Raw genomic sequence first — 21,627 nt, forward strand, 5'->3', positions numbered from 1 at the left:
TCGGACCTTCGATTTCAATGGAAATTGCGGATCACAGGTCGGCGGTGGCATCAGCGGGTCTTCTCGATTCCCCGGTCGACGCCCGCGACCGAGCGCGCCAGGCCGTCCGCCACCAGGTTGGTGCCGATCGTCAGCACCGCGATGGCGATCACCGGCAGCGCCACCGCCCACGGCTGCACCGTCAGCGCGATCCGGTTCTCGTTGATCATCAGGCCCCAGTCCGCCGTCGGCGGCTGCAGGCCCAGGCCGAGGAAGCTCAGCCCGGCGACCAGGCCGATCGAGTAGTTCAGCCGCAGCCCGAGCTCCACCAGCACGGTGCCGGTGACGTTCGGCAGGATCTCGCCGAGCAGGATGCGGACCCGGGACAGCCCGATCGCCTCCGCCGACTTGACGAAGTCGCGCTCGGCGACCGAGAGCGTCGCCGCCCGCACCACGCGCATCACCCGCGGCAGGTGGCTGCCGCCGACGACCAGCACCAGCAGCCACAGCTCCGGGCCGACGACGCTGACGAACAGCAGCGCCAGCACCACCTGCGGGAAGGCCAGCGCGATGTCGCCGAAGCGCATCAGCACCTCGTCCAGCCAGCCGCGCCGGTAGCCGGCGTACATGCCCAGCAGCGAGCCGAGCCCGACGCCGAGCAGCGTGGCCAGCACCGCCAGCACCAGCAGCGTCTGTCCACCGTGGAGGAACCGGGTGAGCACGTCGCGGCCCAGGTTGTCGGTGCCGAACCACGAGGTCGCCGTCGGATCGGAGAACGGGGTGTCCACGAACTCGGTGGCACCGTGCGGCGCGAGCAGCGGCCCGACGATCGCGGTCAGCACCACCAGGAGCGACAGCGCCAGGCCGATCTTGGTGCGCGGCAGGCGCAGCGCCGCCCGCCACGCGCCGACCGCGCGCGGCACGGGCGGGGCGGGAGTCGCTAGGGTTTCCTCGGTCTGCGCAGTCGTGGTCATCGCGCGGCGGACCTCACCTTCGGATTGGCGGCCAGACTCACCACATCGGCCAGCAGGTTCACGACGATGTACACGGCGGCGATGGCCAGGGTCAGCGTCTGCACCACCGGCAGGTCGCGGTTGTTCACCGCGTCCACCAGCGCGAACCCGATACCGGGGAAGCGGAACAGGAACTCGACGATGACCACGCCACCGGCCAGCCACGCCAGCTGCAGCGCGATCACCTGGGCCACCGGGCCGATCGAGTTCGGCAGCGCGTGCCGCAGGATCACCGTGCGCTCCGGCAGCCCCTTCAACCGGGCCTGCTGCACGAACTCGCTCTCCAGCACCTCGATCATGGTCGCCCGCATGATGCGCACGATGTACGGCGAAACCGCGAGCACCATCGTCAGCGTCGGCAGCACCAGCTGCACCGGATCGCTCCAGGCCGAACCCGTGCCGGTCATGACGTACACGGCGGGCAGCAGGTTGAGCATCCCGGTGGAGAAGACCAGCACCAGCACGATGCCGACCACGAACTCCGGCAGCGAGGCCAGCACCAGGCTGACCACCGAGGTCGCGTGGTCGAAGGCCTTGTCGCGGCGCAGCGCGCTGTAGGTGCCGACCAGGATGGACAGCGGCACGCTGATCGCCGTGGCGCACAGCATCAGCGCCAGCGAGTTGTTCAGCCGGGAGCCCAGCAGCTCGGCCACCGGCATGCCGTTGGCGTAGGACGTGCCGAGGTCGAGCCGGAAGATGTTGCCCAGCCACGAGAAGTACTGCACCCACATCGGCTCGTCGAGGTGCAGCTGCGCGCGCAGCGCGGCCAGCCGCTCCGGAGTCGCCTCGCGGCCCAGGATGGCGCGGGCGGCGTCCCCGGGCAGCGCCTGGGTGGCGAGGAAGACCACCACCGACACGGCCCACAGGATGACCACGCCGAGCAGGATTCGCTTGACCAGCATTCGATTCATCGGTCCGCCCTCACTTCGCCAGCCACGCGTGGCGGAAACCGTAGGAGCTCAACGGTGCGCCGCTCTTGTCCGGTTCGAGCCCGACGACCCGGACGCTGTGCGCGTCCAGCTGGTTCGGGAATCCCCAGATGATGTATCCGCCGCTCTCCCACTCGATCTGCTGGGCGCGCGCGACGAGCTCCTTGCGGCGCGCCGGATCGGTGGTGGCCCGCGCCTGGTACACCAGATCGTTGAATTCCGGGTGGTTCCAGTGGGTCTCGTTGTACGGCGAGTCGGGCAGGCTGCCGGAACCCGCCTGCGCCAGGAAGTTCCGGGTGAACCAGTAGTCCTGCGCGAAGTCCCAGGACAGGTACATGTCGCCGAAGAACTCGCCGGAATCGACCCGGCGGATGTTGACCGTGATCCCGGCGTCGGCGGCCTGCTGGGCGAACACCTGCGCCGCCTCCACCACACCGGCCGCGACCGGCGACGTCACCAGCTCCACGGTCAGGTTCTCCCGGCCCGCCTCGCGCAGCAGCTGGCGGGCCTTGGCCACGTCGCGGCCGCGTTGCGGCAGCGACGAGTTGTACAGCGGATCCGCCGGCGAGTAGATGTCGTTGCCGATCGTGCCGTGGCCGCCGAGCACCTGCTTGATCATCTGCTCGCGGTCCACGACGAGCCGGAACGCCTGCCGCACCCGGACGTCGTCGAACGGCGGCCGGTCCACCCGCATGGTGAACGGCACCCACGAGCCGGTCTGGGATTCCAGCAGCCGGAGGTTCGGGTCGGCGTCCAGCACCCGCAGCAGCCCCAGCGGCACCTGGTCGATGGCGTCGACCTGGCCGCCGAGCAGCGCGTTGATCCGTGCCGTGTCGTCCGGGAAGTCGATGATCACGACCTCGTCCACGTACGGCTCGCCGTCGCGCCAGTAGTTGCGGTTCTTGGTGAACAGGCTCTGCTGGCCGGGTTCGAAGGAGTCGTAGGCGAACGGGCCGCAGCCCACCGGCCGGTTCGGGTCGTAGCCGACCGGGACGATTCCGTTGGCGTACTCGGCGAACTGGTCGGGCAGCGTGACGTCCGGGCGGGACAGCGTCAGCCGGACGGTGCGCTGGTCCAGCGCCTGCATGGCGTTGAGGTCAAGCGAGCTCAGCCCCACTGCGCCGTTCTTCGGGTCCGCCGGGTCGGCGATCCGGCGGAGGGTGTGGATCACGTCCTCGGCGGCGAGGGTCTTGCCGTTGTGGAACTCGACGCCCTCGCGCAGCCGGATGGTCCAGGTCATCGCCTGCGGATCGGACTCGACGGATTCGGCCAGCGCGGGCTGGATCTGGTAGTCGGAGTCGAACCGGAGCAGCGTGTCGTAGAGCTGGAAGATGCGTGCCTGGTCCGGGTGGGTCACGGTGGCGTGCGCGTCCAGGGTGTCCTTGCTGGACCCGCCGACGATGCCGACCCGCAGCCGGCCGCCGTACTGCGGCGGACCGGAGGGGATCGGCGCCTTTCGCACCGCGCCGCCCGCGCACCCGCTGACGACGGCGCCCGCGCCCACTGCGCCGGCGCCCACTGCGACGTACCGGAGGAAGTCGCGACGACTGGGGCCGGCGTTCGACTGTCCTCTGCTCGGCATCCGGCGGAACCTCCTGTGTCTCGCGGGGCGCGCGGCACCCGTCGGCGCGGACTGGCGCCGGTGATGCGGCCGCTGGGGCGGCGCTGGAGCCTCTCGACAGCGCCCCGCTGGCGTTGCGTTTTGACCTATGACTGATTGATCAGTCAATCGATCGCATCGACCTTTGCCGACGCGGTGGAGGCTGTCAAGCCGCCATGTACTGGGTCAATATGTCAAGACCAGGGTCGTCGGTGACGGTCCAAACGTTGCCGGCTCTTGCTACTTTCGCAACGATTGATCATGTCGTCGAACCGCGTTTGGCCATGGGTTTCGCCGGTGCCGGGCGGCCCCGGAGAGCGCCTCGGAGACGCCGGGGGCGACGTTTTTCGCAGGTGGTTCTCCCGGCGTTAGCCGTCCGATCGGATGGCGACCAGCATCACAATTCGCCGGGTCCGGTCCATCGCCCGGTGTGGCCGACCGGATCCGGGCGGTGATCGCGGCAATCGGTCTTTCCGTCCATTCCCGTCGATTCGGCTTCCGCGATCGGTTCGTTTCGTCGGCTTCGGCGCGCCGCCGACCGCGCGGACGACCGGCAGCGGCGCCCCGAGCCGGCCCGAGGCTGAGATCCACCTGAGAAAGAAGCTCTCAGCTGAGAACCGACTGAGATTTCCCTGCCACCGCGGTCGGCGGATCGGCATGCTTGGGCCATGGTGCCGCGGGTGTTGGTGGTGGACGATGAGCCGGGAGTTCGTGCCGCGCTGCGCCGCGGGCTGTCCGCCGAGGGCATGGACGTGACCATCGCGGCCGACGGCATCGATGCCCTGCGCCTGGCCCTGACCGGTGCCTTCGACGTCGTGGTGCTGGACGTGATGCTGCCCGGCCTGTCCGGTTACCGGGTGCTGGAGCGGATGCGCGCCGACGACGTGACCACCCCGGTGTTGTTGATCTCGGCGAAGAACGGCGAGGTCGACCAGGCCGACGGGCTGGATCTCGGTGCGGACGGTTACCTGGTCAAACCCTTCTCCTTCCTGGTGCTGGTCGCGCAGGTGCGCGCGTTGCTGCGGCGGCGCGAAACCGCCGGGCGGCAGGTGAGCCTGCGGGTCGGCGATCTGGAGATCGACCGCGCCGTTCGCGAGGTGCGCTGGGCGGGCGAGTCGATCGCCCTCTCGCCGAGGGAGTACGGACTGCTGGTCGCGCTGGCCAGCCACCCGGAGGCCGTGGTGCCCAAGGACGACCTGCTGCGCATGGTCTGGGGCGAAGAGCAGTTCGTCACCCGCAACGTCGTCGAGGTCTACGTCGGTTACCTGCGCCGCAAGCTCGCCGCGGCCGGCGCCGGGGAACTGGTGCAGACCGTGCGCGGTCAGGGCTACCGGGTCTGCGCCGAACCGGCATGATGACGCGCCTGCGCAGGTGGTGGCACCGCCGCACCATCCAGTTCCGCACCAGCGTGGTGGCCGCCGTCGTGGCGTTGATCGGACTCGGCGTGGTCGCGCACGTGAGCACCGGCGTCGTCAGCTGGCTGCTGATCGACTCCGTCGATGCGGACCTGCAACGCACCGCCACCGCGACCGCGAACCGGCTCGCCGCCGGCGCCTCGCCCGCCGCCGTCGCCGCCCCCGACATCCGGGTGCTGGACACCTTGGGCGCTCCGCTGGACGGGCTGCCCGAGTCGAGCCTGCACGGCTGGCAGATCGACGAGCTGCGCGCCGGCGACGGCGTGATCGACTTCGAGCCGCCCGCCGAACTGCACCGGTGGCGCGGCGTCGTCGTGCCCGATCCGACCGGCCGCCCGCTGCTCGTCGCGACCGGGGCGCGACTGGTCGGGTTCACCGACACCGCGGGCAAGACCGGCCGGCTGCTCGGCTTCGGCTCGATCCTCGCCGCCGCGCTCGTCGGGCTCGCCACCTGGCTCGTGGTGCGCCGCTCGCTGCGCCCGGTCGAACGGATGCGGATCGCCGCCGCCGGGCTGCCCGAGGGCGAGCGGCTCCCGGTGCCCGCGGCCGTCGACGAGATCCGAGCCCTCGCCGAGGAGCTCAACACGATGCTCGCCCGCCGCGACGCGGACACGGAACGGCTGCGGCGGTTCACCGGCGACGCCGCGCACGAGCTGCGCAACCCGGTCGCGTCGATCCGCGCTCAGGCCGAGGTCGCCGTGATGCACCCGGACCCGGAGCTCGCCCACGAGACCCTGCAGGACATCGCGCACGAGGCGCAGCGCCTGTCGGTGCTGGTGGAGAGCCTGCTCGCGTTGGCGAGGGCCGAGCGCGGCACGGTCGCCCCGGGGCAGCCGGTCGACATCGGCACGGCGGTGCGGGCCGCCGCCAACCGGCTTGAGCTGCCGGGCTCACCCGGCCTCGGACCGCGGATCGAGGTCGAGATCCCGGCCCGGCCGGTGCTGGTCCTCGCCGATCCGGCGGAGCTGTCGACGGTGCTGGACAACATCGTCGGCAACGCGCTGCGCTACACGCGCACCCTGGTGCGGGTCTCCGTTTTCGCTGATGGCATGGGCTCCTCCGGGGTCGGTTGGGTGCGGTTGGTGGTGGACGACGACGGCCCCGGGATTCCGGTCGAGCACCGCGAGCGGGTGTTCGACCGGTTCCACCGGGTCGAATCGGACCGGGCGCGCAGCACCGGCGGAGCCGGGCTCGGACTCGCCCTCGCGGCCGAGGCGGTGCGCCGTCGCGGCGGAACGGTCCGCGCCGCGGAGTCGCCGGACGGCGGCGCTCGCGTCGTGGCGCGCTGGCCGCGGTACGCGGCCGACGGCTGAGCGGACGCACCCCGCGGCGGTGCCGATTGCGGGAACCGTCTGCGCTCGGATGCCGCCGCGACGCGGTCGTGCTCGTCGCGCTCCCCGTCGGCACCGCCTCCGGCCAGGCGGTGGTGGTTGACCCGACCGGGTGGGGCAAGATGTCTGCACGTGTCGGTTTTGCGGAGCACGGGACTGATCGAGGCGCCGGTGGCCACGGTGGGCGCCGCCCTGCGGCACACCCGGACCGCCGAGGTCGGACTCGCGGCCCTGGGCGTCAGCGGCCGCGCCGCCACCCGTCCGGCCGCGTTGCTCGTGCCCGGCGATGAGATCGTCTTCCGCACCAAGATCGCCCGCCTTCCCGTCGATCTGACCACTCGAGTCGTGCGCGCCGATGCCGACGCGATGAGTTCCGTGCTGATCTCCGGCCCGCTGCCGGAGTTGCGCCACGAGTCGGTGCTCGCCGAGGTCGGCCCCCGGACGCTCCTCACCGACTCGCTGCACTGGACGACGCCGTTCGGTCCGCTGGGGAGGCTCGTCGACGTCGCCGTCGTCCGCAGGTTCGCGCTGGACGTGCTGGCCGCGCGCATCGCCGGCGCGCGGGAACTCGCCGAATCCTGGGCGACTCGGCCAATCGTCGTCGGCACCGCAATCGTCCACAAGGGACGATTGCTGGCGCAGCAGCGCAGCTACCCCGCCCCGGACGCGGGCCGCTGGGAGCTGCCCGGCGGCCGGGTCGAGCCGGGCGAGGACGAATCCGCCGCGGTCGTCCGGGAATGCCAGGAAGAGCTCGCCGTCGAAGTCCGCCCGACCGGTCGCGTCGGCACGGACGTCCCGCTCAGCAACGGCATGCTCCTGCGCATCCACGCGGCCGAACTCGCCGACCCGATGGCGACCCCGAAAGCCGTGGAACACAGCGAAGTCCGCTGGGTGGAGGCGGACGAACTGGCCGGGCTCGACTGGCTCGACGCCGACCGGGTCCTCGTCCACTCCCTCCGAAACCTGCTGGCCGGAACCTAAAGCTCCAAGAGCTCGATGGGATCGAACGACAGCGGGAACGGCAGCTCGGTCTCAAAGGTCTGGCCGTCCAGCGCTTTGGCATGATCGCGGTAAATGCCGTCTTCCAAGCGCAGCAGCTCTACCGAAACGCGCTCGCGTTCCCTGGCGATGTCAACTCGCATGAAGTATGGAATGCCGGCCTTGGCGTATTCAGCAGGTTTGTCCACGTAGTCGTTCCGGCGGCTCGACCTCGACACGCACTCACCGATGAGCAGGACGGCTTCGGGTGAGATCCAGACGCGTCCACGTGCTGGTTCACGAAGCACGGCGAAGTCGGGTTGTGCCCACCGCATCGACGAAATCTTTGGCATCTCGACGTTCAGCGTGGTGTAGGCATTGCCACCGAGGCGACGTGCAGGCGTACGCATCCGGAGGTAGAGCTCATCCGCTGCGTAGACATTCGCCGAACCTTCGTAGGGGCTCACTATCAGCTTCCCGTCCAGGCACTCGTACTTAGCCGGGGGCATCCCCGGAATCGGTAGGTACCTTTCGGCAAGCTCAGGCGTCCACAGGCCGTCCAGGTCGACGAGCGGATCGAACGGGGCGTGCGGGTCGAACGATGGTGCAGCCACGGCGGCACTCCTCTCGACCAAGAACGCGGTGTTGCCTTCCATCACAGTACCCATGGGTCCAGGCTGCCGATACTGATCAGCTGTTCGCCAGGTGATCCACTCGAACTGGTGAACGAATGCACAGGTGGCACAGGGTGCCCGCGGTCAGGTCGCGGGCACCCCGTGCTCCGGCGGATCAGCGCAGGCCGGTCACGCGCAACGCGGCCTGCAGCCGCGGCTGCGCCCGCTCGCTCGCCCGCTTCGCCCCGTGCGCCCGGATGCGGTCCAGCTCCGCCGCGTCCTCCAGCAGCTCCCGGGCGCGTTCGCGCACCGGTCGCAGCTCCTCGATCACGGCGTCGGCCACCGCCTCCTTGAGCTCCGCGTAGGTGCTCGCCGATTCCGTTGCGGCGTAAGGGCTTGTGTCGTTGCAGGCGGCGAGGATCTCCAGGAGGTTCGCCACCCCCGGCCGGCCGTCCGGGTCGTACCGCACCTCGTCGAGGCCGTCGGTGACCGCGCGGCGGAACTTGCGGCGGATGACGTCGGGCTCGTCGAGCACGAAGACCACGCCGGGGGACTGCTGGTTGGACTTCTCCATCTTGCGCGCCGGGTCGGCGAGGTCCCGGATCCGCGCCGCCGTCTTGGGCACCACGGCCTCCGGGACGGCGAACACGTCGCCGTAGTTGGCGTTGAACCGGCGGGCGAGCGTGCGCGCCAGTTCGACGTGCTGGTCCTGGTCGCTGCCGACCGGCACCTGGGTGGCGCCCTGCAGCAGGATGTCGGCGGCCATCAGCACCGGGTAGGTCAGCAGGCCCACCCGCACCGACTCCTGCCCGGCGCCCCGCTCCTTGAACTGGACCATCCGGGCGGCTTCGCCGTAGGAGCAGGTGCATTCCAAGATCCAGTTCAGCGTCCCCAGCTCGCCCGCCAGATCCGACTGCACGAACAGCGAATCCGGGTCGATGCCCGCCGCGAGCAGCACCGCGAACTGCTCGCGGGTGAGCGCGCGCAGCCGCTGCGGCCGGTGCGACGTGGTCATGGCGTGCAGGTCGGAGACGAAGAACAGGTCCGCAGGTTCGCGCTCGGCGGCCCACCGCCGCACGGCGCCGAGGTAGTTGCCCAGCTGGACGTGGCCGGACGGGGTGATCCCGGACAGGCGGGTCATTGGTCTCTCCTGGGGTCCTGGGCCGCTGCCCCGGGATCGACCTCGCACCGCTCGGCCGCCCGGAGGGGCGGCCGATGGTCTGCGTGTCAGTGCACGACGATGCTGGGCCGCCCTCGGACGGCCCACCACATGTTCGACATCACGCGCACGCGGCAATGTTACCGCTTGGTGATCGGCAGCGGTCAAGTGGAAGGGCTACCGTGAAAGAATGTTTGTAGTGCTGCTGCAATACACCGCGCCAGAATCGGATATCGACGGCCAACTGGTAGATCACTACGAATGGGTAACCCAGCATTACGATGCCGGTGACTTCATCGCCGCCGGCCACCGCCACCCGCGCAGCGGCGGAGTGATCATCGCCAGGGCGATGTCCCGCGGCAGGCTCGACGCGATCCTCGCGACGGACCCGTTCGCGCTGCACAAGCTGGCTCGTTACGAGGTCATCGAGTTCGCCGCGCTGCGGACGATCCCAGAGTTGGCGAAGTACGCCGACCCGTTGTCCACGGCCGCCCGGAAGTAGCCCGGAGGACGCCTCGCAACCGCGGCGGGTGCCGCGGTCAGATCAATTCGCGCTATTTCTTCTTTGCCGATTTCTTGACCTTCTTTTGCGCTTTCTTGACCTCTTCCGCCTTGGCCTCGCGCAGCAGGTCGCGCAGTACCACGATGGGGCAGCTCTTGCAGGGCGGCTGCGACCGACAGCATTTCTTCTTGACCTTGATGGTGCCTTTGCCCACGGTTTGTTCTTTCGGTGCCGAGACGGGGTTGGGCACAGGCTAGGCGAACCTAACCTGAAATGGCGAACTTGATGTTGGGCGCCGGCCCCGGGTGTTGCGCTGAGCACGCGGCGGCCGGTCCCGCACGAGGTTGCACTACCCTGGGAGGAGCCGCGCGTCGACGTGCGCGCCTCCGCCCCGGGGTGGTGGCGCCCGATCAGCTCCGCAGCTGCGGCGCAGTGGAGCCGCGGCACGGTGCCTTGCGGATCGTCCCGCACCCGGACCAAGTCGACGAACCCCGCCGCGCCCATCTGCGCCGATCCAGGAGTACCCGCGTGTCCGCCACCAGCGTCGCCGCCCCCATTCGCAGTGATCTGCGCAACGTCGCCATCGTTGCCCACGTCGACCACGGCAAGACCACCCTGGTGGATGCCATGCTGCGGCAGTCCGGAGCCTTCTCCGAGCGCGCCGAGCTCGTCGACCGCGTGATGGACTCCAACGACCTGGAGCGCGAGAAGGGCATCACGATCCTCGCGAAGAACACCGCGGTCCGTCGGGAGACCGACGCCGGCCCGGTGACCATCAACGTGGTGGACACCCCCGGCCACGCCGACTTCGGCGGCGAGGTCGAGCGCGCCCTGTCGATGGTGGACGGGGTGCTGCTGCTGGTGGACGCCAGCGAGGGCCCGCTGCCGCAGACCCGGTTCGTGCTGCGCAAGACGCTGGCCGCCGGGCTGCCGGTGATCCTGGTCGTGAACAAGGTCGACCGCCCGGACGCCCGCTGCGCCGAGGTCGTCGAGGAGGCCCACGACCTGCTGCTGGAACTGGCCAGCGAGCTCGACGGCGAGGTCGAGCTCGACATGGAGGCGATCCTGGACCTGCCGGTCGTCTACGCCTCCGCGCGCGCCGGCCGGGCGTCGCTGGCCCAGCCGGTTGACGGCGGGCTGCCCGACGAGGAAGACCTCACCGCGCTGTTCGACGTGCTGTTGAAGCACGTACCCGCGCCGACCGCGGACACCGAGGCTCCGCTGCGCGCGCTGGTGACGAACCTCGACGCGTCCTCCTTCCTCGGCCGGATCGCGCTGTGCCGGATCCACTCCGGCACCTTGCGCAAGGGCCAGACCGTCGGCTGGTGCCGCGCCGACGGCACCGTCGAGAAGGTCCGGCTGACCGAGCTGCTGATCACCGAGAACCTCGACCGGGTGCCGTGCAACGAGGCGTCCGCGGGCGACCTGGTCGCCATCGCCGGTATCCCGGACATCACCATCGGCGACACCCTCGCCGACCCCGACGCCCCTGAGCCGCTGGCCCGGATCACCGTCGACGACCCGGCGATCTCGATGACCATCGGCGTCAACACCTCGCCGCTGACCGGCCGCAACGGCGGCACCAAGGTCACCGCGCGGCAGGTCAAGAACCGGCTGGACGCCGAGCTGATCGGCAACGTCAGCATGAAGGTGCTGCCCACCGAGCGGCCGGACGCCTGGGAGGTGCAGGGCCGCGGCGAGCTGGCGCTGGCCATCCTGGTGGAGACCATGCGCCGGGAGGGCTTCGAGCTCACCGTCGGCAAGCCGCAGGTGGTCACCCGGACCATCGACGGCCAGCTGTGCGAGCCGTTCGAGCGGCTGACCATCGACTCCCCCGAGGAGCACCTCGGCGCGGTCACCCAGCTGCTGGCCGGGCGCAAGGGCCGGATGGAGACCATGGACGGGCACGGCACCGGCCGCATCAAGCTGGAGTACGTGATCCCGGCCCGCGGCCTGATCGGGTTCCGCACCGAGTTCCTCACCGAGACCCGCGGCACCGGCATCGCCAACCACGTCTTCGAGGGCTACTTCCCGTGGGTGGGCGAGCTGCGCACCCGGCACACCGGCTCGCTGGTGGCCGACCGGGCGGGCTCGGCGACGACCTACGCGCTGATCCAGCTGGCCGACCGCGGCAGCTTCTTCGTGGAGCCGGGCAACGAGGTCTACGAGGGCATGGTGGTCGGGGAGAACCCGCGCGCCGAGGACCTCGACGTGAACATCACCAAGGAGAAGAAGCTCACCAACATGCGGTCCTCCACCGCGGACGAGCTGGAGCGGCTGGCCAAGCCGCGGACGCTCGCGCTGGAGGAGGCGCTGGAGTTCTGCTCCGGCGACGAGTGCGTCGAGGTCGGCCCGTCGGCGATCCGGGTGCGCAAGGTGGTCCTGGACAGCACGACCCGCGCCCGCGAGCGCTCCCGCGCCAAGGCCCGCGACAACGGCGTCAACTGAGTTCAAAGACGCCTTCTCGCTGTGGGATCCCAGACATCGTGATTGGCAAATTCACAATGTCGGGGCTGTCCTCGTGAGAAGGCGTCTGAGAACCCGCGGCGGCGCCGGTTGCGAGGGTGGGCGACGCGTGCGCCGCTTCGAAGACAGCTGAGCGCCCGGTCTGGGCTCGTTGTGGGATTTCCGACACGTGCGTCTCGGTGGTGGCTCGAACGTCGGCCGCCGCCGAGTCCGCTCGTGCTCGTCCTCGCCGTGACCCGGGATTTCGCCGAATCGCGCGCAGCGCGGGCCGTCGGCTAGCACACTGGGCCATGACCCCGGTGTCGATCATTTCGGCGACGGCAGGAACCATGGAGGGCTCTCGCGCGTCTTCCGCACGTGCGAGCCGCCCCGGGTGGGCCGGGGTGTTCGGGGGAGCAGACGTGAGGGGAGGTCCGGCGTGTCCCAGGGTCGACGCCGCCCACTGGCAGTGGTCTCCCTGCTGCTGACCACCGTCAGCGTGGTGGCTGCCTGCACGAATGCGCCCCCGCCGCCGCTGGTCCCGCAACCGCAAACCCCGACGACCAGCGCGCCGACGACGAGCGCGCCGCCGACGCAGCCGATGCCGGTGGAGGTCGTCGTCGGTGTCGACGAGCTCGAGGGCGGGTTCAACCCGCACACCCTCGCCGACCTGTCGCCGACGAGTTCGGCGCTGGCCAGCCTGATGCTGCCGTCGGTGTTCCGCCCGGGGGCCGACGGCAACCTGCAGCTGGACGGCACGCTGATGGAATCGGCCGAGCTGGTGCCGGACGCGGAGAAGTTCACCGTCCGCTACCGGATCCGGCGGGAGGCCAACTGGTCCGACGGCGCGCCGATCGCCGCCGAGGACTTCGTCTACCTGTGGGAGCAGCTGCGTTCCCAGCCCGGCGTGTCCGATCCGGCCGGCTACCAGCTGATCGACGACGTCGCGTCGCGGCAGGGCGGCAAGACGGTCGACGTGACCTTCGCCAGGCCGTTCCCCGGCTGGCAGACGCTGTTCAACAACCTGCTGCCCGCGCACCTGCTCAGGGACGCGCCGCGCGGCTGGGCGACGGTGCTCGACGACGGCTACCCGGCCTCCGGCGGCCCGTTCGCGATCCGGCAGATCGACCTGGACCGCGGCGAGATCATCCTGGAGCGCAACGACCGCTACTGGGGCCCGCCCGCGCAGTCGGACCGGATCGTGCTGCGCGCGCTCGACAGGGCGCGCCAGGTCGAGGCGTTGCGCAGCGGAGACAGCCACCTCGCCGTGTTCGGCGCGGACCGGGGCACCATGCAGTCGCTGCGGGACCTCGGCGACGCGGTGCAGCTGATCACCGTGCCTCGCCCGGCCACCATGGAGGTGCTGCTGCGGCACGACAGCCGCGAGCTGGCGGACGTCAAGGTGCGCCGGGCGGTTCTCGCGGCCCTCGACCGGCCCGCGCTGGTCGAGGCGGGCACCGGTGGCGGGCCGGCGGATCAGCTGCAGGCGCACGCCCAGGTGCTCGCGCCGTCCGAGCGCGGTTACACGCCGACCGAACAGGGGTTGCCGAACCGGCCCGATCCCGCGCAGGTCGAGCGGCTGCTCGGCGAGGCCGGTTACCACCGCACCGGCGGGGCGTGGTTGCGAGACGGCCGACCGCTGAACCTCGTCATCGCGGCGCCGTTCGAGCACGAGTCCTACATCCGGATCGCCGAGGCGACCGCGCAGCAGCTGCGGGAGCAGGGGATCCAGGCGACCGTGGTGACGCCGACTGGTGATCAGCTGTTCGGCGAGATGCTGTCGGCGAATCCGCGGTCCGGGGAATCCGGCGGTGCGGGTTCGGTGGACATGGCGATCGCGCCTCGGCCGGCCGGCGGTGATCCGGCGGCGATGATGGCCTCCTCGTACGGCTGCCCGGGCGTGGCCGCGGACAGCGAGAAGCCGTTCCCGTACAACGACGCCGGCTTCTGCGACGAGCTGCTGCAGCCGACGATCGACGCGGCGCTGACCGGTCAGGTGCCGTTCCCGGAGGCCTCGGCGGTCGTCGAGCCGGTGCTGTGGCGCGACGCGGTCGCGCTCCCGCTGTACCAGCAGGCCCAGGTGATGGCGCTGCGCCGGGAGGCCACCGGGGTCGAGGCGGGCAACGGCCTGGCCGGGCCGTTCTCGACCGCTGCCAAGTGGATCGGAACGCCTGCCGATAACGACGGCTATTAATGACCGCGGTCCGGCCACCCAGCGGACATGCTGTCGCTGAGCTGCGAGAACGTCGACCCATTCGGCTCGCGGGCGGATCGGATCCGGGTGGTTGCCTCGATCGGGGTGCGCCGTTCGCGGCGCGCCGATTCGGGCGTTCGGGGTAATGCGGCTACCGTGCGCAGTGTGGTGTGCGCCGCAGATTAGGCTGGACCGGTGACGCTGACGGCCCCACCGAGGTTGCTGCTGGTACACGCGCACCCAGACGACGAAACCCTCTGGACCGGCGGGACGATCGCCCGCTACGCCGCCCGCGGCGTGCAGGTGGTGGTGGTGACCTGCACCCTCGGCGAGGAGGGCGAGGTCATCCCCGAGAGCCTGCGCGGCCTGGCTTCGGACCAGGCCGACCAGCTCGGCGGCTACCGCGTCGGCGAGCTGCGCTCGGCCTGCGCCGCGCTGCGGGTTGCCGATCACCGGTTCCTCGGCGGCATCGGCCGCTGGCGCGACTCGGGAATGCTCTGGGAGCAGCCCGGTCAGGCGGGCGCGCTGCCCGACGCGCACCCGCGCGCCTTCGCCGTCGGTGACCTGCAGGAGCAGACCGATGCGCTGGAAGCCGTGCTGCGGGAGGTGAAGCCGCAGGTCGTCGTGAGCTACGCGGCCGACGGTGGCTACGGCCATCCGGACCACGTCCGCGCCCACGAGGTGACCGTCGCGGCGGCCGCGAAGGTTCCCGACGTCCAGCGGGTGTTCTACGCGGTCCCGTCCCGTGACGAGCTCGCGAAGGGGCTCGCCGGTCTGGCGGAGGCCGCGGATATGCCCTTCGAGCTGCCCGAGCCGCACGAGCTGGCCAGCGTCGAGGACGAATCGATCACCACGGTCGTCGACGTCTCCGAGCACCTGCCAGCGAAGATCAGCGCCCTGCGCGCGCACGGCACGCAGGTGAAGGTGTGGCTGGATCAGTGGCACAACGGCGAGGGCGTGGCGGCGTACGCGCTGTCCAACGGCGTCGCTCAGCCGATCGTGACGACCGAGCACTACGTGCTGGCGACGGGTGATCCGCAGGGCTGCCAGGCCGATCTCTTCGGCGGGCTCGGGGTGAGCGGAACCGAGCCGGTGGGCGACCGTTGACCGCGCGTGACCGCGTGCTGCTCGGTTCTCTGCTGCTCAATGCCCTTCTGCTGGCGTTGATCGAGCTGTTGTTCCTCCCGTCCTACATCGGCTCCGTGCAGTTCCCGGTCACCGCCGCGCTGGCGGTGGTGACCACGCCGCTGCTGGTGGCCGAGGCCGCGCGGATCTCGCCGCGGCGCCGGATCGCCGGGGCCCCGTTGCTGGTGTGGTTCGCGACGGTTTTCGTGTTCGGCCTGTTCGGGCCGGGCGGCGACATCGTGCTGCTCAACGACTGGCGCGCCCTGCTGCTGATCGGTGGCGGCGCCCTGCCCAGTGCGATGATGCTTGGAATCGTGCTGGGCAAGAACGCGAAGCGACATGGCTGAGGTGCTGACCGACGAGCGGATCGCGGCGGTGCTGCGGCCGTTCGTGCGGGCGACCGCGCCGGTGCTGGACGCGCTGCGGGAGTCCGATCCGCTGCGGCTGCGCGGCCGGTCCGGCGATCTCGACGCAGACGGGGCGTTGCGTAAGGTCCTGCGGCAGCTGGACGGGATGCAGGTGCCGGGAAGTTCCGCGTGGGACGCGATGTCCGTCGAGCAGCGCTGCGACTGGTGGGCCTCCCGGGTCGGGCGGTTCCTCGCGCTGGTCGCCGGGCTGCCCCGGTTCGGCGGCGTCATCACGTCGCGGCTGCCGATCCGCAACGCGCTGGGCATCACCGGCCAGGGCCTGGTCCTGTGCGCCATCGCCGCCGAGCACGGCGTGACCGATCGGGCCGTTAAGGTGCAGCTGATCGCGGAGGTGCTGCTGGGGCGCGAGTTGTCGGACGAGCTGGCTGCCGGGCGCGCCGAGGACGACGAGCGGGTCTCGGAGCTCACCGAGGACCTCGACGCCGCGCGGCGCGAGCACGGCCGGGCGACGCCGAAGGCCGTCGTGCGCACGGTGTGGCGAATGGCACGTGCGCTGTGGGAGATCGATTCGGAGCTCGACAAGCGGCCGCAGGGCCGCTTGCACCACGAGTTGCTCGGCAGCATCCCGGTCGTCGGCGTCGTGGGCGGTTACCTGGGAGAAAGATCCGCCCTGCGCAAGGTGGGGCGGCTCGGTGCGCAATGGCTGCGGCGCAATGGTTTACGGCGTTAACCCCGGCGTCGTAGAGTCGGTCCGGCTCTCGCGCTGTGGGACCAGTTACGTGTCCGAGGTGGGTACGAGAGATACTGTCAGCAGTCGCCTCAGGAGGTTCCTGAGCGCGAGTAGGACAACGCTTCGAGCAGGAGAGCAACCGTGACCTACGTGATCGCCGAGCCCTGCGTCGACGTGCTCGACAAGGCATGCATCGAGGAATGCCCTGTCGATTGCATCTACGAGGGCGGGCGGATGCTCTACATCCACCCCGATGAGTGCGTCGACTGCGGTGCCTGCGAACCGGTCTGCCCGGTGGAGGCCATCTACTACGAGGACGACGTGCCGGAGGAGTGGGCCGCTTACACCAAGGCGAACGTGGACTTCTTCGACGAGCTCGGCTCGCCGGGTGGTGCGGCGAAGGTGGGCAAGGTCAACAAGGACGTCGAGCCCATCACCAGCCTGCCCCCGCAGGGCGAATGAGTTCCGCGACCGGCCCGGGTGCTGCGGCGCCCGGGCTTCGGGGCCCGCAGCTGCCGGACTTCCCGTGGGATTCGCTGGCGTCCCAGACCGAGACGGCCCGGTCGCACCCGGACGGCATCGTCAACCTGTCGGTCGGCACGCCGGTCGACCCGGTGCCGGAGAACCTGCGGCGGGCCCTGTCGGCGGTGGCCGATCAGCCGGGCTACCCGGCCACGCACGGCACCCCGGAGCTCCGGGAGGCCGCCGTCGCCTCGATGGAGCGGCGCTACGGCGTTTCCGGCCTGGAGCCGGACGCGGTGGTGCCGACCATCGGTTCGAAGGAACTCGTGGCCTGGTTGCCGACGCTGCTCGGCGTCCGGCCCGGCGACCTCGTCGCGATCCCGGAGCTGGCGTACCCGACCTACGAGGTCGGCGCGAAGATCGCCGGCGCCGAGGTGGTCCGGCTCGCGCCCGGCGAGCTGCCGCCGGCCGGTACCCGGCTGCTGTGGCTGAACTCCCCGTCCAATCCGACCGGCCGGGTGCTGGACGCCCAGCAGCTCGCCGACTCGGTGCGGGCGGCGCGGGAGCTCGGCGCGGTCGTCGCCTCGGACGAGTGCTACCTCGCGCTCGGGTGGGACGCCGAGCCGGTTTCGGTGCTGCACCCCTCGGTCAGTTCCGACTTCCGCGGCGTGCTCGCCGTGCACTCGCTTTCGAAGTCCTCGAACCTGGCGGGGTATCGCGCCGGGTTCTTCACCGGTGATCCGGACCTGGTGCGGGGCCTGCTGGAGCTGCGCAAGCACGCGGGGATGATCGTCCCGCGGCCGGTGCAGGAGGCGATCACCGCAGCGCTGAGCGACGACGCGCACGTGGGTGTGCAGCGCGAGCTCTACGCGGCGCGGCGGGCGGTGTTGCGGCCCGCGCTGGAGGCGGCGGGGTTCCGCATCGAGCACTCGCAGGCGGGCCTGTACCTGTGGGCGACCCGCGGCGACGATGCTTGGCAGACGGTGGCTTGGTTGGCGCAGCGGGGAATTCTCGTGGCGCCCGGCACCTTCTACGGTCCGGCTGGGGAGCGCCACGTCCGCATCGCCCTGACCGCGTCGGACGAGCGCATCGCCGCGGCCGCCAAGCGCCTGAGCGAGTGATCCGCTGGTCATCGTGAGTACTTTGGATCGCTCTAGCGGTCCAAAGTACTCACGAATCCTCAGGCGTCAGATCTCAGCGGCTGCGGCGTCGAGCGCTTCCCACACCGGCCACCACTGGGTGCGGCGCTCCGCTTTGCGCGCCTGCTCCCGCTCCACCAAGCGGCCCGCCACGAATGCGACCGCGGCGTCGACGTTCTCGCCGAAGTCGCGGAGGAGGCCGCGAACGCGGTCTTCAGCCACGCAGGCGTCCTGGTGCTCTCCGAGCACGTCCTGGAACTGCTTCGCCGCCTTGATCAGCTGCTGCATCGGCTTGCCGAACGCCGGTTGCGCCAGTTCCGCCGTGTAGCGCACTCGCTTGCCCCGGATGCGCAGCGCGTGGAGCTCGTCGTCGGCGGGCGCTTCTGGCAGCCGCGCAACGGATTTCCGGACCTTGCGGAACTGGCCGAGGACCAGCCTGCGCAACTCGCGTTCGGTGTCCACATCGGACTCCGACGTCGGCAGTCCGGCGCGGAGCGAGTCCGAGATCGAGCGGAGCAGGGCGAGGTAGCGGTCGCTGTCCAGCGCCGCGAGCATCTCCACCCGGGCCAGGCCGTGCGCGGCCTCCAGACCGGAGATCAGCCGGGCCGCCGCGGCGTGTTCGTCGGCCGGGAGATCGGCGCTCTCCGCGCGCAGCCGCTCCAGCAGCACGTCGAGATCGCGAACGGGGCCGAGGGCCCTGCCCAGCCAGCCCAGCTCCGCGCGCAACGGCTCCGACCAGTCCCGGTCCAGGAACCGCCGACCCGACCGCAGCATCGCCCGCATCCGGCGCACCGAGACCCGCATCTGGTGCAGTTCCTCGGGATCTTCGCCCTGCCGGGTGCCGGGGTCGTGCGAGATCAGGGCGCGCAGCCGGGCGTCCAGCCCGGCCCTGATGTGCTCGGCGAGCGGCGCCCGCCGGTCTGCTGTGCGGGGCTCGGCGGGCAGGTCGACGACGCCCGTGAGGTCTCGTCGTTGCCAGCTGATGGCCATTGCCCATGATAAAACCGGCCGCCCCGGCCGCCGCCTCGTCCATCCAGCGGATCCCGCCCGCAGGAAGCGCGAAGGGCACCCCGGCCGGTGGTCCCTTCGCCTTGCCTCGGGTCAGTCGTTGGCGTGCAGCGCCGCGTTCAGCTCGATCTTGCCGCCGGTCCGGGCGGTGACCTCGATCGTGCCGGTGGTGGAGTTGCGGCGGTACAGCAGGCCGTCCGAGCCGGACAGCTCCAGCGCCTTGGTGATGGTGCCGTCCGGCAGCGTCACCTTCGTGCCCGCCGTGATGTACAGGCCCGCCTCCACGACGCAGTCGTCGCCCAGCGAGATGCCCACCCCGCCGTTGGCGCCGATCAGGCAGCGCTCGCCGATGGAGATGACCTCCTTGCCGCCGCCGGAGAGGGTGCCCATGATCGAGCCGCCGCCCCCGACGTCCGAGCCGTCGCCGACGACGACGCCCGCCGAGATCCGGCCCTCCACCATCGACGCGCCCAGCGTGCCGGCGTTGAAGTTGACGAAGCCCTCGTGCATCACGGTGGTGCCGCTGGCGAGGTGCGCGCCCAGCCGGACCCGGTCGGCGTCGCCGATGCGGACCCCGGACGGCACGACGTAGTCGACCATGCGCGGGAACTTGTCGACGCTGTAGACGGTGACCGGGCCGCGCGCCCGCAGCCGCAGCCGGGTCGCCTCGAAGCCCTCCACCGGGCACGGACCGTGGTTGGTCCACACGACGTTGGCGAGCAGGCCGAACATGCCGTCCAGGTTCTGGCCGTGCGGGCGGACCAGGCGGTGCGACAGCAGGTGCAGGCGCAGGTAGATGTCGTGCGCGTCGACCGCTTCGTCGGAGAGGCGGCCGATCTCGGTGCGCACCGCGATGACCTCGACGCCACGGGCCTCGTCCCGCCCGAGCAGGGCGGCCCCGGCCTCGCCGAGGGACTCGGCCGCCTCCTCGGCGGACAGCCGCGTGCTGCCGGACCGCCCCGGCTCGCCGAGCTTGACGGTCGGGAACCAGGTGTCCAGCACCGTGCCGTCGTCGGTCACGGTGGCCAGGCCGACGCCGTGGGCGCCCGTGGTCTGCGGGTCGGGAGACTGTGCACTCATACCCGAAACGGTAATCGGCGCAGGTGGCGGCGGCCCGCAGGGGTGGCCGCCACGGGTGGCGCCGACCGGGTGCCGCGCCGTCTTCGCGCGAAAGCGGCGTCAGCCCTTGGCGGCGGCCAGCAGGTGGCAGCCGGTGGTGACCATCAGGACCGTGTTGGCGGCGGTGCCGAACTGGTAGACCGCGCCGTACTGGTCGTTGCCGATGATCTCGTGGTCGCCGCTGCGGTTCACGATGATCTCGGGCTCGCCGAAGCCGTACTCGGCGGTGATCTCCTGGACGATCTCCACCGCGAGCGACCACTCCGAGTCGGGCAGGTTGCCCGGCGCCCGCCACGACTCCAGCACCCGGCTCTCCGCCTCGTGGACGTCCGGGAATTCGGTGCAGCCGGCCCGGCTGACCGGGTCCGACACCGCCCACTTCAGCGGCCCGACCTCGATGTTGAGCCGGTCCAGCAGCCGCTGCTGCATCTGTTCGTAGCGCTCGCTGATCTCCTCGATGCTGGGGCGCTGGCGGAGCAGGTTGCGCGGGTCGTCCACGATTCCCCCGTACGGTCGGGTGCTGGCGGCGGTCGCCTCAGGAGATCATGCCGGAGATCACGTCGCCGATCCCGCGACCGTCGTCCTTGACCGCCCGATCCGGCAATCCGGCGACCACCGTGCTCATGTTGTACTGGCTCGTGCTGTCCGGCGCGAAGTAGCTGCTGTGGCCCTCGACACCCTTGCCGTGCCCGGATTCCTCTGCGGACAGGCCGGTCATCCCGTCCAGGTGACTGGGGTCGCCGCCGAAGCGACCCAGGTCGGCCACCCAGTCGTTCTTCGCCTCGATCCGGTACGAGTGCCCGGCCGGCACGTTGAGGTCCTCGACGTCGTCGGTGCCCACGCCCGGCGAGCCGGAGAACACCGCGTCGTCGACGCCGTGGCCCTGCTCCTGCATCGCGTAGCCGGTGATCGTGGAGCCGTAGGAGTGGCCGATCGCGGTCAGGTGCGGATCGTCGTCCCGCGAGGCGTTGATGCCTTCGCAGAAGGAGGCGAGCTTCTTGCCGCCGTCCTCCGCGAGCTTGGCGGTGGCCACCGACCGGTCCGGGTCGGTGGCCTCGCTCCGCTGCGGGAACTCGGTGCCCACCCAGGTGACCGCGGCGACCTTGCCGCCCTCGCCGTGCCGGTCGCCGCGTCGCGGATGCCGCCGTCCTCGGTGATCTCGAAGCCGTTGGCGCGCGCCTGGTGCTCCGTCGTGTCGAGCCGCTTCTTGATCTGCTCCACCTCTTCGGCGGCCTTGCCGACGGCGTCGCGGACGCCGTCGACCTCGGCGACCAGCCGGTGCAGGTCCTTGCCGAGCTCGGCGTGCCGCTTGGCGGAGTTCTCCGCCGCCTCGCCCGTCCAGCCCTCCGGGTTGCGTGCGGCGTGGAGGTCGTCGTCGAGCCCGACCAGCTCGTCGCGGCGCTTGCCGAGGGTGCGGAAAACTCCTCCAGCGCATCGGGTTTCCAGCGACGCACGTCGGCGAACGACACCATGGAGCGGTTTTTGCCTTTCGGAGCGGGAGATCACGCGGTCGGCGG

At 70.9% G+C, this 21,627-nt stretch carries 21 protein-coding genes; 11 read left to right on the forward strand and 10 right to left on the reverse strand.

The genetic code is table 11. The features are described from left to right. Window positions 1-50 precede the first annotated feature (50 nt). Genes AC07FN_RS02365 through AC07FN_RS02375 form a run of 3 tightly spaced genes read right to left on the reverse strand, consistent with a single transcriptional unit; the run spans window position 51 to window position 3,503 of the window. Window positions 51-953, reverse strand: a complete 903-nt coding sequence (locus AC07FN_RS02365; protein WP_478393981.1) for an ABC transporter permease — start codon at window positions 951-953, stop codon at window positions 51-53. Then, entirely contained in the window at window positions 950-1,903 is a 954-nt protein-coding gene (locus tag AC07FN_RS02370) for an ABC transporter permease (protein WP_478393982.1), read from the reverse strand. The genes AC07FN_RS02365 and AC07FN_RS02370 overlap by 4 nt, the downstream gene beginning before the upstream one ends. Before the next feature lie 10 nt (window positions 1,904-1,913). Beyond that, complete coding sequence (locus AC07FN_RS02375) at window positions 1,914-3,503, reverse strand: ABC transporter substrate-binding protein (RefSeq protein WP_478393983.1); 1,590 nt, start codon at window positions 3,501-3,503, stop codon at window positions 1,914-1,916. Between the two features lie 686 nt (window positions 3,504-4,189). On the opposite strand from AC07FN_RS02375, the gene AC07FN_RS02380 reads away from it, so the two are divergent. From AC07FN_RS02380 to AC07FN_RS02390, 3 genes are all read left to right on the forward strand, one after another. Beyond that, entirely contained in the window at window positions 4,190-4,876 is a 687-nt protein-coding gene (locus tag AC07FN_RS02380) for a response regulator transcription factor (protein WP_478393984.1), read from the forward strand. Next, complete coding sequence (locus AC07FN_RS02385) at window positions 4,873-6,249, forward strand: sensor histidine kinase (RefSeq protein WP_478393985.1); 1,377 nt, start codon at window positions 4,873-4,875, stop codon at window positions 6,247-6,249. Before AC07FN_RS02380 ends, AC07FN_RS02385 begins: the two co-directional genes overlap by 4 nt. A gap of 150 nt (window positions 6,250-6,399) precedes the next feature. After that, complete coding sequence (locus tag AC07FN_RS02390; protein WP_478393986.1) at window positions 6,400-7,248, forward strand: NUDIX domain-containing protein; 849 nt, start codon at window positions 6,400-6,402, stop codon at window positions 7,246-7,248. Here the strand turns inward: AC07FN_RS02390 and AC07FN_RS02395 are convergent. Both AC07FN_RS02395 and trpS read right to left on the reverse strand, forming a co-directional pair. Then, on the reverse strand, window positions 7,245-7,913 hold the full coding sequence (locus AC07FN_RS02395) for a Uma2 family endonuclease (protein WP_358303866.1): 669 nt from the start codon (window positions 7,911-7,913) through the stop codon (window positions 7,245-7,247). The two genes, AC07FN_RS02390 and AC07FN_RS02395, sit on opposite strands and share 4 nt — an antisense overlap. Window positions 7,914-8,034: 121 nt before the next feature. Continuing rightward, on the reverse strand, window positions 8,035-9,000 hold the full coding sequence (trpS, locus tag AC07FN_RS02400) for a tryptophan--tRNA ligase (protein WP_452614783.1): 966 nt from the start codon (window positions 8,998-9,000) through the stop codon (window positions 8,035-8,037). 208 nt (window positions 9,001-9,208) lie between these two features. Between trpS and AC07FN_RS02405 the strand changes: the two genes are divergently transcribed. Beyond that, entirely contained in the window at window positions 9,209-9,520 is a 312-nt protein-coding gene (locus AC07FN_RS02405; RefSeq protein WP_478393987.1) for a YciI family protein, read from the forward strand. A gap of 52 nt (window positions 9,521-9,572) precedes the next feature. Here the strand turns inward: AC07FN_RS02405 and AC07FN_RS02410 are convergent, their stop codons facing one another. Beyond that, the gene (locus tag AC07FN_RS02410) at window positions 9,573-9,770 is read right to left on the reverse strand and encodes a hypothetical protein (RefSeq protein ID WP_478393988.1); all 198 of its coding nucleotides are present in this window, start codon (window positions 9,768-9,770) and stop codon (window positions 9,573-9,575) included. A 278-nt stretch (window positions 9,771-10,048) separates the two neighbouring features. On the opposite strand from AC07FN_RS02410, the gene typA reads away from it, so the two are divergent. The 7 genes from typA to dapC all read left to right on the forward strand — a co-directional run bounded on the left by typA (window position 10,049) and on the right by dapC (window position 17,965). After that, a complete protein-coding gene (gene typA / locus AC07FN_RS02415) occupies window positions 10,049-11,968 on the forward strand; it encodes a translational GTPase TypA (protein ID WP_478393989.1) in 1,920 nt (639 codons plus the stop codon). A gap of 436 nt (window positions 11,969-12,404) precedes the next feature. Beyond that, on the forward strand, window positions 12,405-14,159 hold the full coding sequence (locus AC07FN_RS02420) for an ABC transporter family substrate-binding protein (RefSeq protein ID WP_478393990.1): 1,755 nt from the start codon (window positions 12,405-12,407) through the stop codon (window positions 14,157-14,159). Window positions 14,160-14,354: 195 nt separating this feature from the next. Continuing rightward, window positions 14,355-15,266 (forward strand): N-acetyl-1-D-myo-inositol-2-amino-2-deoxy-alpha-D-glucopyranoside deacetylase, encoded by a 912-nt coding sequence (gene mshB, locus AC07FN_RS02425; RefSeq protein WP_132483154.1) that lies wholly within the window; start codon window positions 14,355-14,357, stop codon window positions 15,264-15,266. Further along, on the forward strand, window positions 15,263-15,631 hold the full coding sequence (locus tag AC07FN_RS02430; RefSeq protein ID WP_478393991.1) for a hypothetical protein: 369 nt from the start codon (window positions 15,263-15,265) through the stop codon (window positions 15,629-15,631). The genes mshB and AC07FN_RS02430 overlap by 4 nt, the downstream gene beginning before the upstream one ends. Further along, on the forward strand, window positions 15,624-16,382 hold the full coding sequence (locus AC07FN_RS02435) for a hypothetical protein (RefSeq protein WP_478393992.1): 759 nt from the start codon (window positions 15,624-15,626) through the stop codon (window positions 16,380-16,382). Before AC07FN_RS02430 ends, AC07FN_RS02435 begins: the two co-directional genes overlap by 8 nt. Window positions 16,383-16,523: 141 nt before the next feature. After that, window positions 16,524-16,844: a ferredoxin gene (gene fdxA, locus AC07FN_RS02440; protein ID WP_358490581.1), complete on the forward strand. Its 321-nt coding sequence runs from the start codon at window positions 16,524-16,526 to the stop codon at window positions 16,842-16,844. Then, window positions 16,841-17,965, forward strand: a complete 1,125-nt coding sequence (dapC, locus tag AC07FN_RS02445) for a succinyldiaminopimelate transaminase (RefSeq protein WP_478393993.1) — start codon at window positions 16,841-16,843, stop codon at window positions 17,963-17,965. The genes fdxA and dapC overlap by 4 nt, the downstream gene beginning before the upstream one ends. A gap of 66 nt (window positions 17,966-18,031) precedes the next feature. Here dapC and AC07FN_RS02450 read toward each other — a convergent pair whose 3' ends face one another. From AC07FN_RS02450 to AC07FN_RS02465, 4 genes are all read right to left on the reverse strand, one after another. After that, the gene (locus tag AC07FN_RS02450) at window positions 18,032-18,973 is read right to left on the reverse strand and encodes a CHAD domain-containing protein (RefSeq protein ID WP_478393994.1); all 942 of its coding nucleotides are present in this window, start codon (window positions 18,971-18,973) and stop codon (window positions 18,032-18,034) included. Window positions 18,974-19,084: 111 nt separating this feature from the next. Continuing rightward, window positions 19,085-20,071, reverse strand: coding sequence for a 2,3,4,5-tetrahydropyridine-2,6-dicarboxylate N-succinyltransferase (gene dapD, locus AC07FN_RS02455; RefSeq protein WP_478393995.1), 987 nt, complete (start codon window positions 20,069-20,071; stop codon window positions 19,085-19,087). 99 nt (window positions 20,072-20,170) lie between these two features. Beyond that, window positions 20,171-20,608 (reverse strand): LppA family lipoprotein, encoded by a 438-nt coding sequence (locus tag AC07FN_RS02460; RefSeq protein ID WP_478393996.1) that lies wholly within the window; start codon window positions 20,606-20,608, stop codon window positions 20,171-20,173. Between the two features lie 37 nt (window positions 20,609-20,645). Beyond that, window positions 20,646-21,545: an alpha/beta hydrolase gene (locus AC07FN_RS02465; protein WP_478393997.1), complete on the reverse strand. Its 900-nt coding sequence runs from the start codon at window positions 21,543-21,545 to the stop codon at window positions 20,646-20,648. Window positions 21,546-21,627: the final 82 nt, after the last annotated feature.

This window comes from Saccharopolyspora sp. NPDC045941, from assembly GCF_056431445.1.

What these genes read in the sequence shown, in the direction of transcription:
- AC07FN_RS02365 (WP_478393981.1), bottom strand. Translation starts at nt 953, where the DNA reads ATGACCACGACTGCGCAGACCGAGGAAACCCTAGCGACTCCCGCCCCG.
- AC07FN_RS02370 (WP_478393982.1), bottom strand. Translation starts at nt 1,903, where the DNA reads ATGAATCGAATGCTGGTCAAGCGAATCCTGCTCGGCGTGGTCATCCTG.
- AC07FN_RS02375 (WP_478393983.1), bottom strand. Translation starts at nt 3,503, where the DNA reads ATGCCGAGCAGAGGACAGTCGAACGCCGGCCCCAGTCGTCGCGACTTC.
- AC07FN_RS02380 (WP_478393984.1), top strand. Translation starts at nt 4,190, where the DNA reads ATGGTGCCGCGGGTGTTGGTGGTGGACGATGAGCCGGGAGTTCGTGCC.
- AC07FN_RS02385 (WP_478393985.1), top strand. Translation starts at nt 4,873, where the DNA reads ATGATGACGCGCCTGCGCAGGTGGTGGCACCGCCGCACCATCCAGTTC.
- AC07FN_RS02395 (WP_358303866.1), bottom strand. Translation starts at nt 7,913, where the DNA reads ATGGGTACTGTGATGGAAGGCAACACCGCGTTCTTGGTCGAGAGGAGT.
- trpS (WP_452614783.1), bottom strand. Translation starts at nt 9,000, where the DNA reads ATGACCCGCCTGTCCGGGATCACCCCGTCCGGCCACGTCCAGCTGGGC.
- AC07FN_RS02405 (WP_478393987.1), top strand. Translation starts at nt 9,209, where the DNA reads ATGTTTGTAGTGCTGCTGCAATACACCGCGCCAGAATCGGATATCGAC.
- AC07FN_RS02435 (WP_478393992.1), top strand. Translation starts at nt 15,624, where the DNA reads ATGGCTGAGGTGCTGACCGACGAGCGGATCGCGGCGGTGCTGCGGCCG.
- dapC (WP_478393993.1), top strand. Translation starts at nt 16,841, where the DNA reads ATGAGTTCCGCGACCGGCCCGGGTGCTGCGGCGCCCGGGCTTCGGGGC.
- AC07FN_RS02450 (WP_478393994.1), bottom strand. Translation starts at nt 18,973, where the DNA reads ATGGCCATCAGCTGGCAACGACGAGACCTCACGGGCGTCGTCGACCTG.
- dapD (WP_478393995.1), bottom strand. Translation starts at nt 20,071, where the DNA reads ATGAGTGCACAGTCTCCCGACCCGCAGACCACGGGCGCCCACGGCGTC.
- AC07FN_RS02465 (WP_478393997.1), bottom strand. Translation starts at nt 21,545, where the DNA reads ATGCGCTGGAGGAGTTTTCCGCACCCTCGGCAAGCGCCGCGACGAGCT.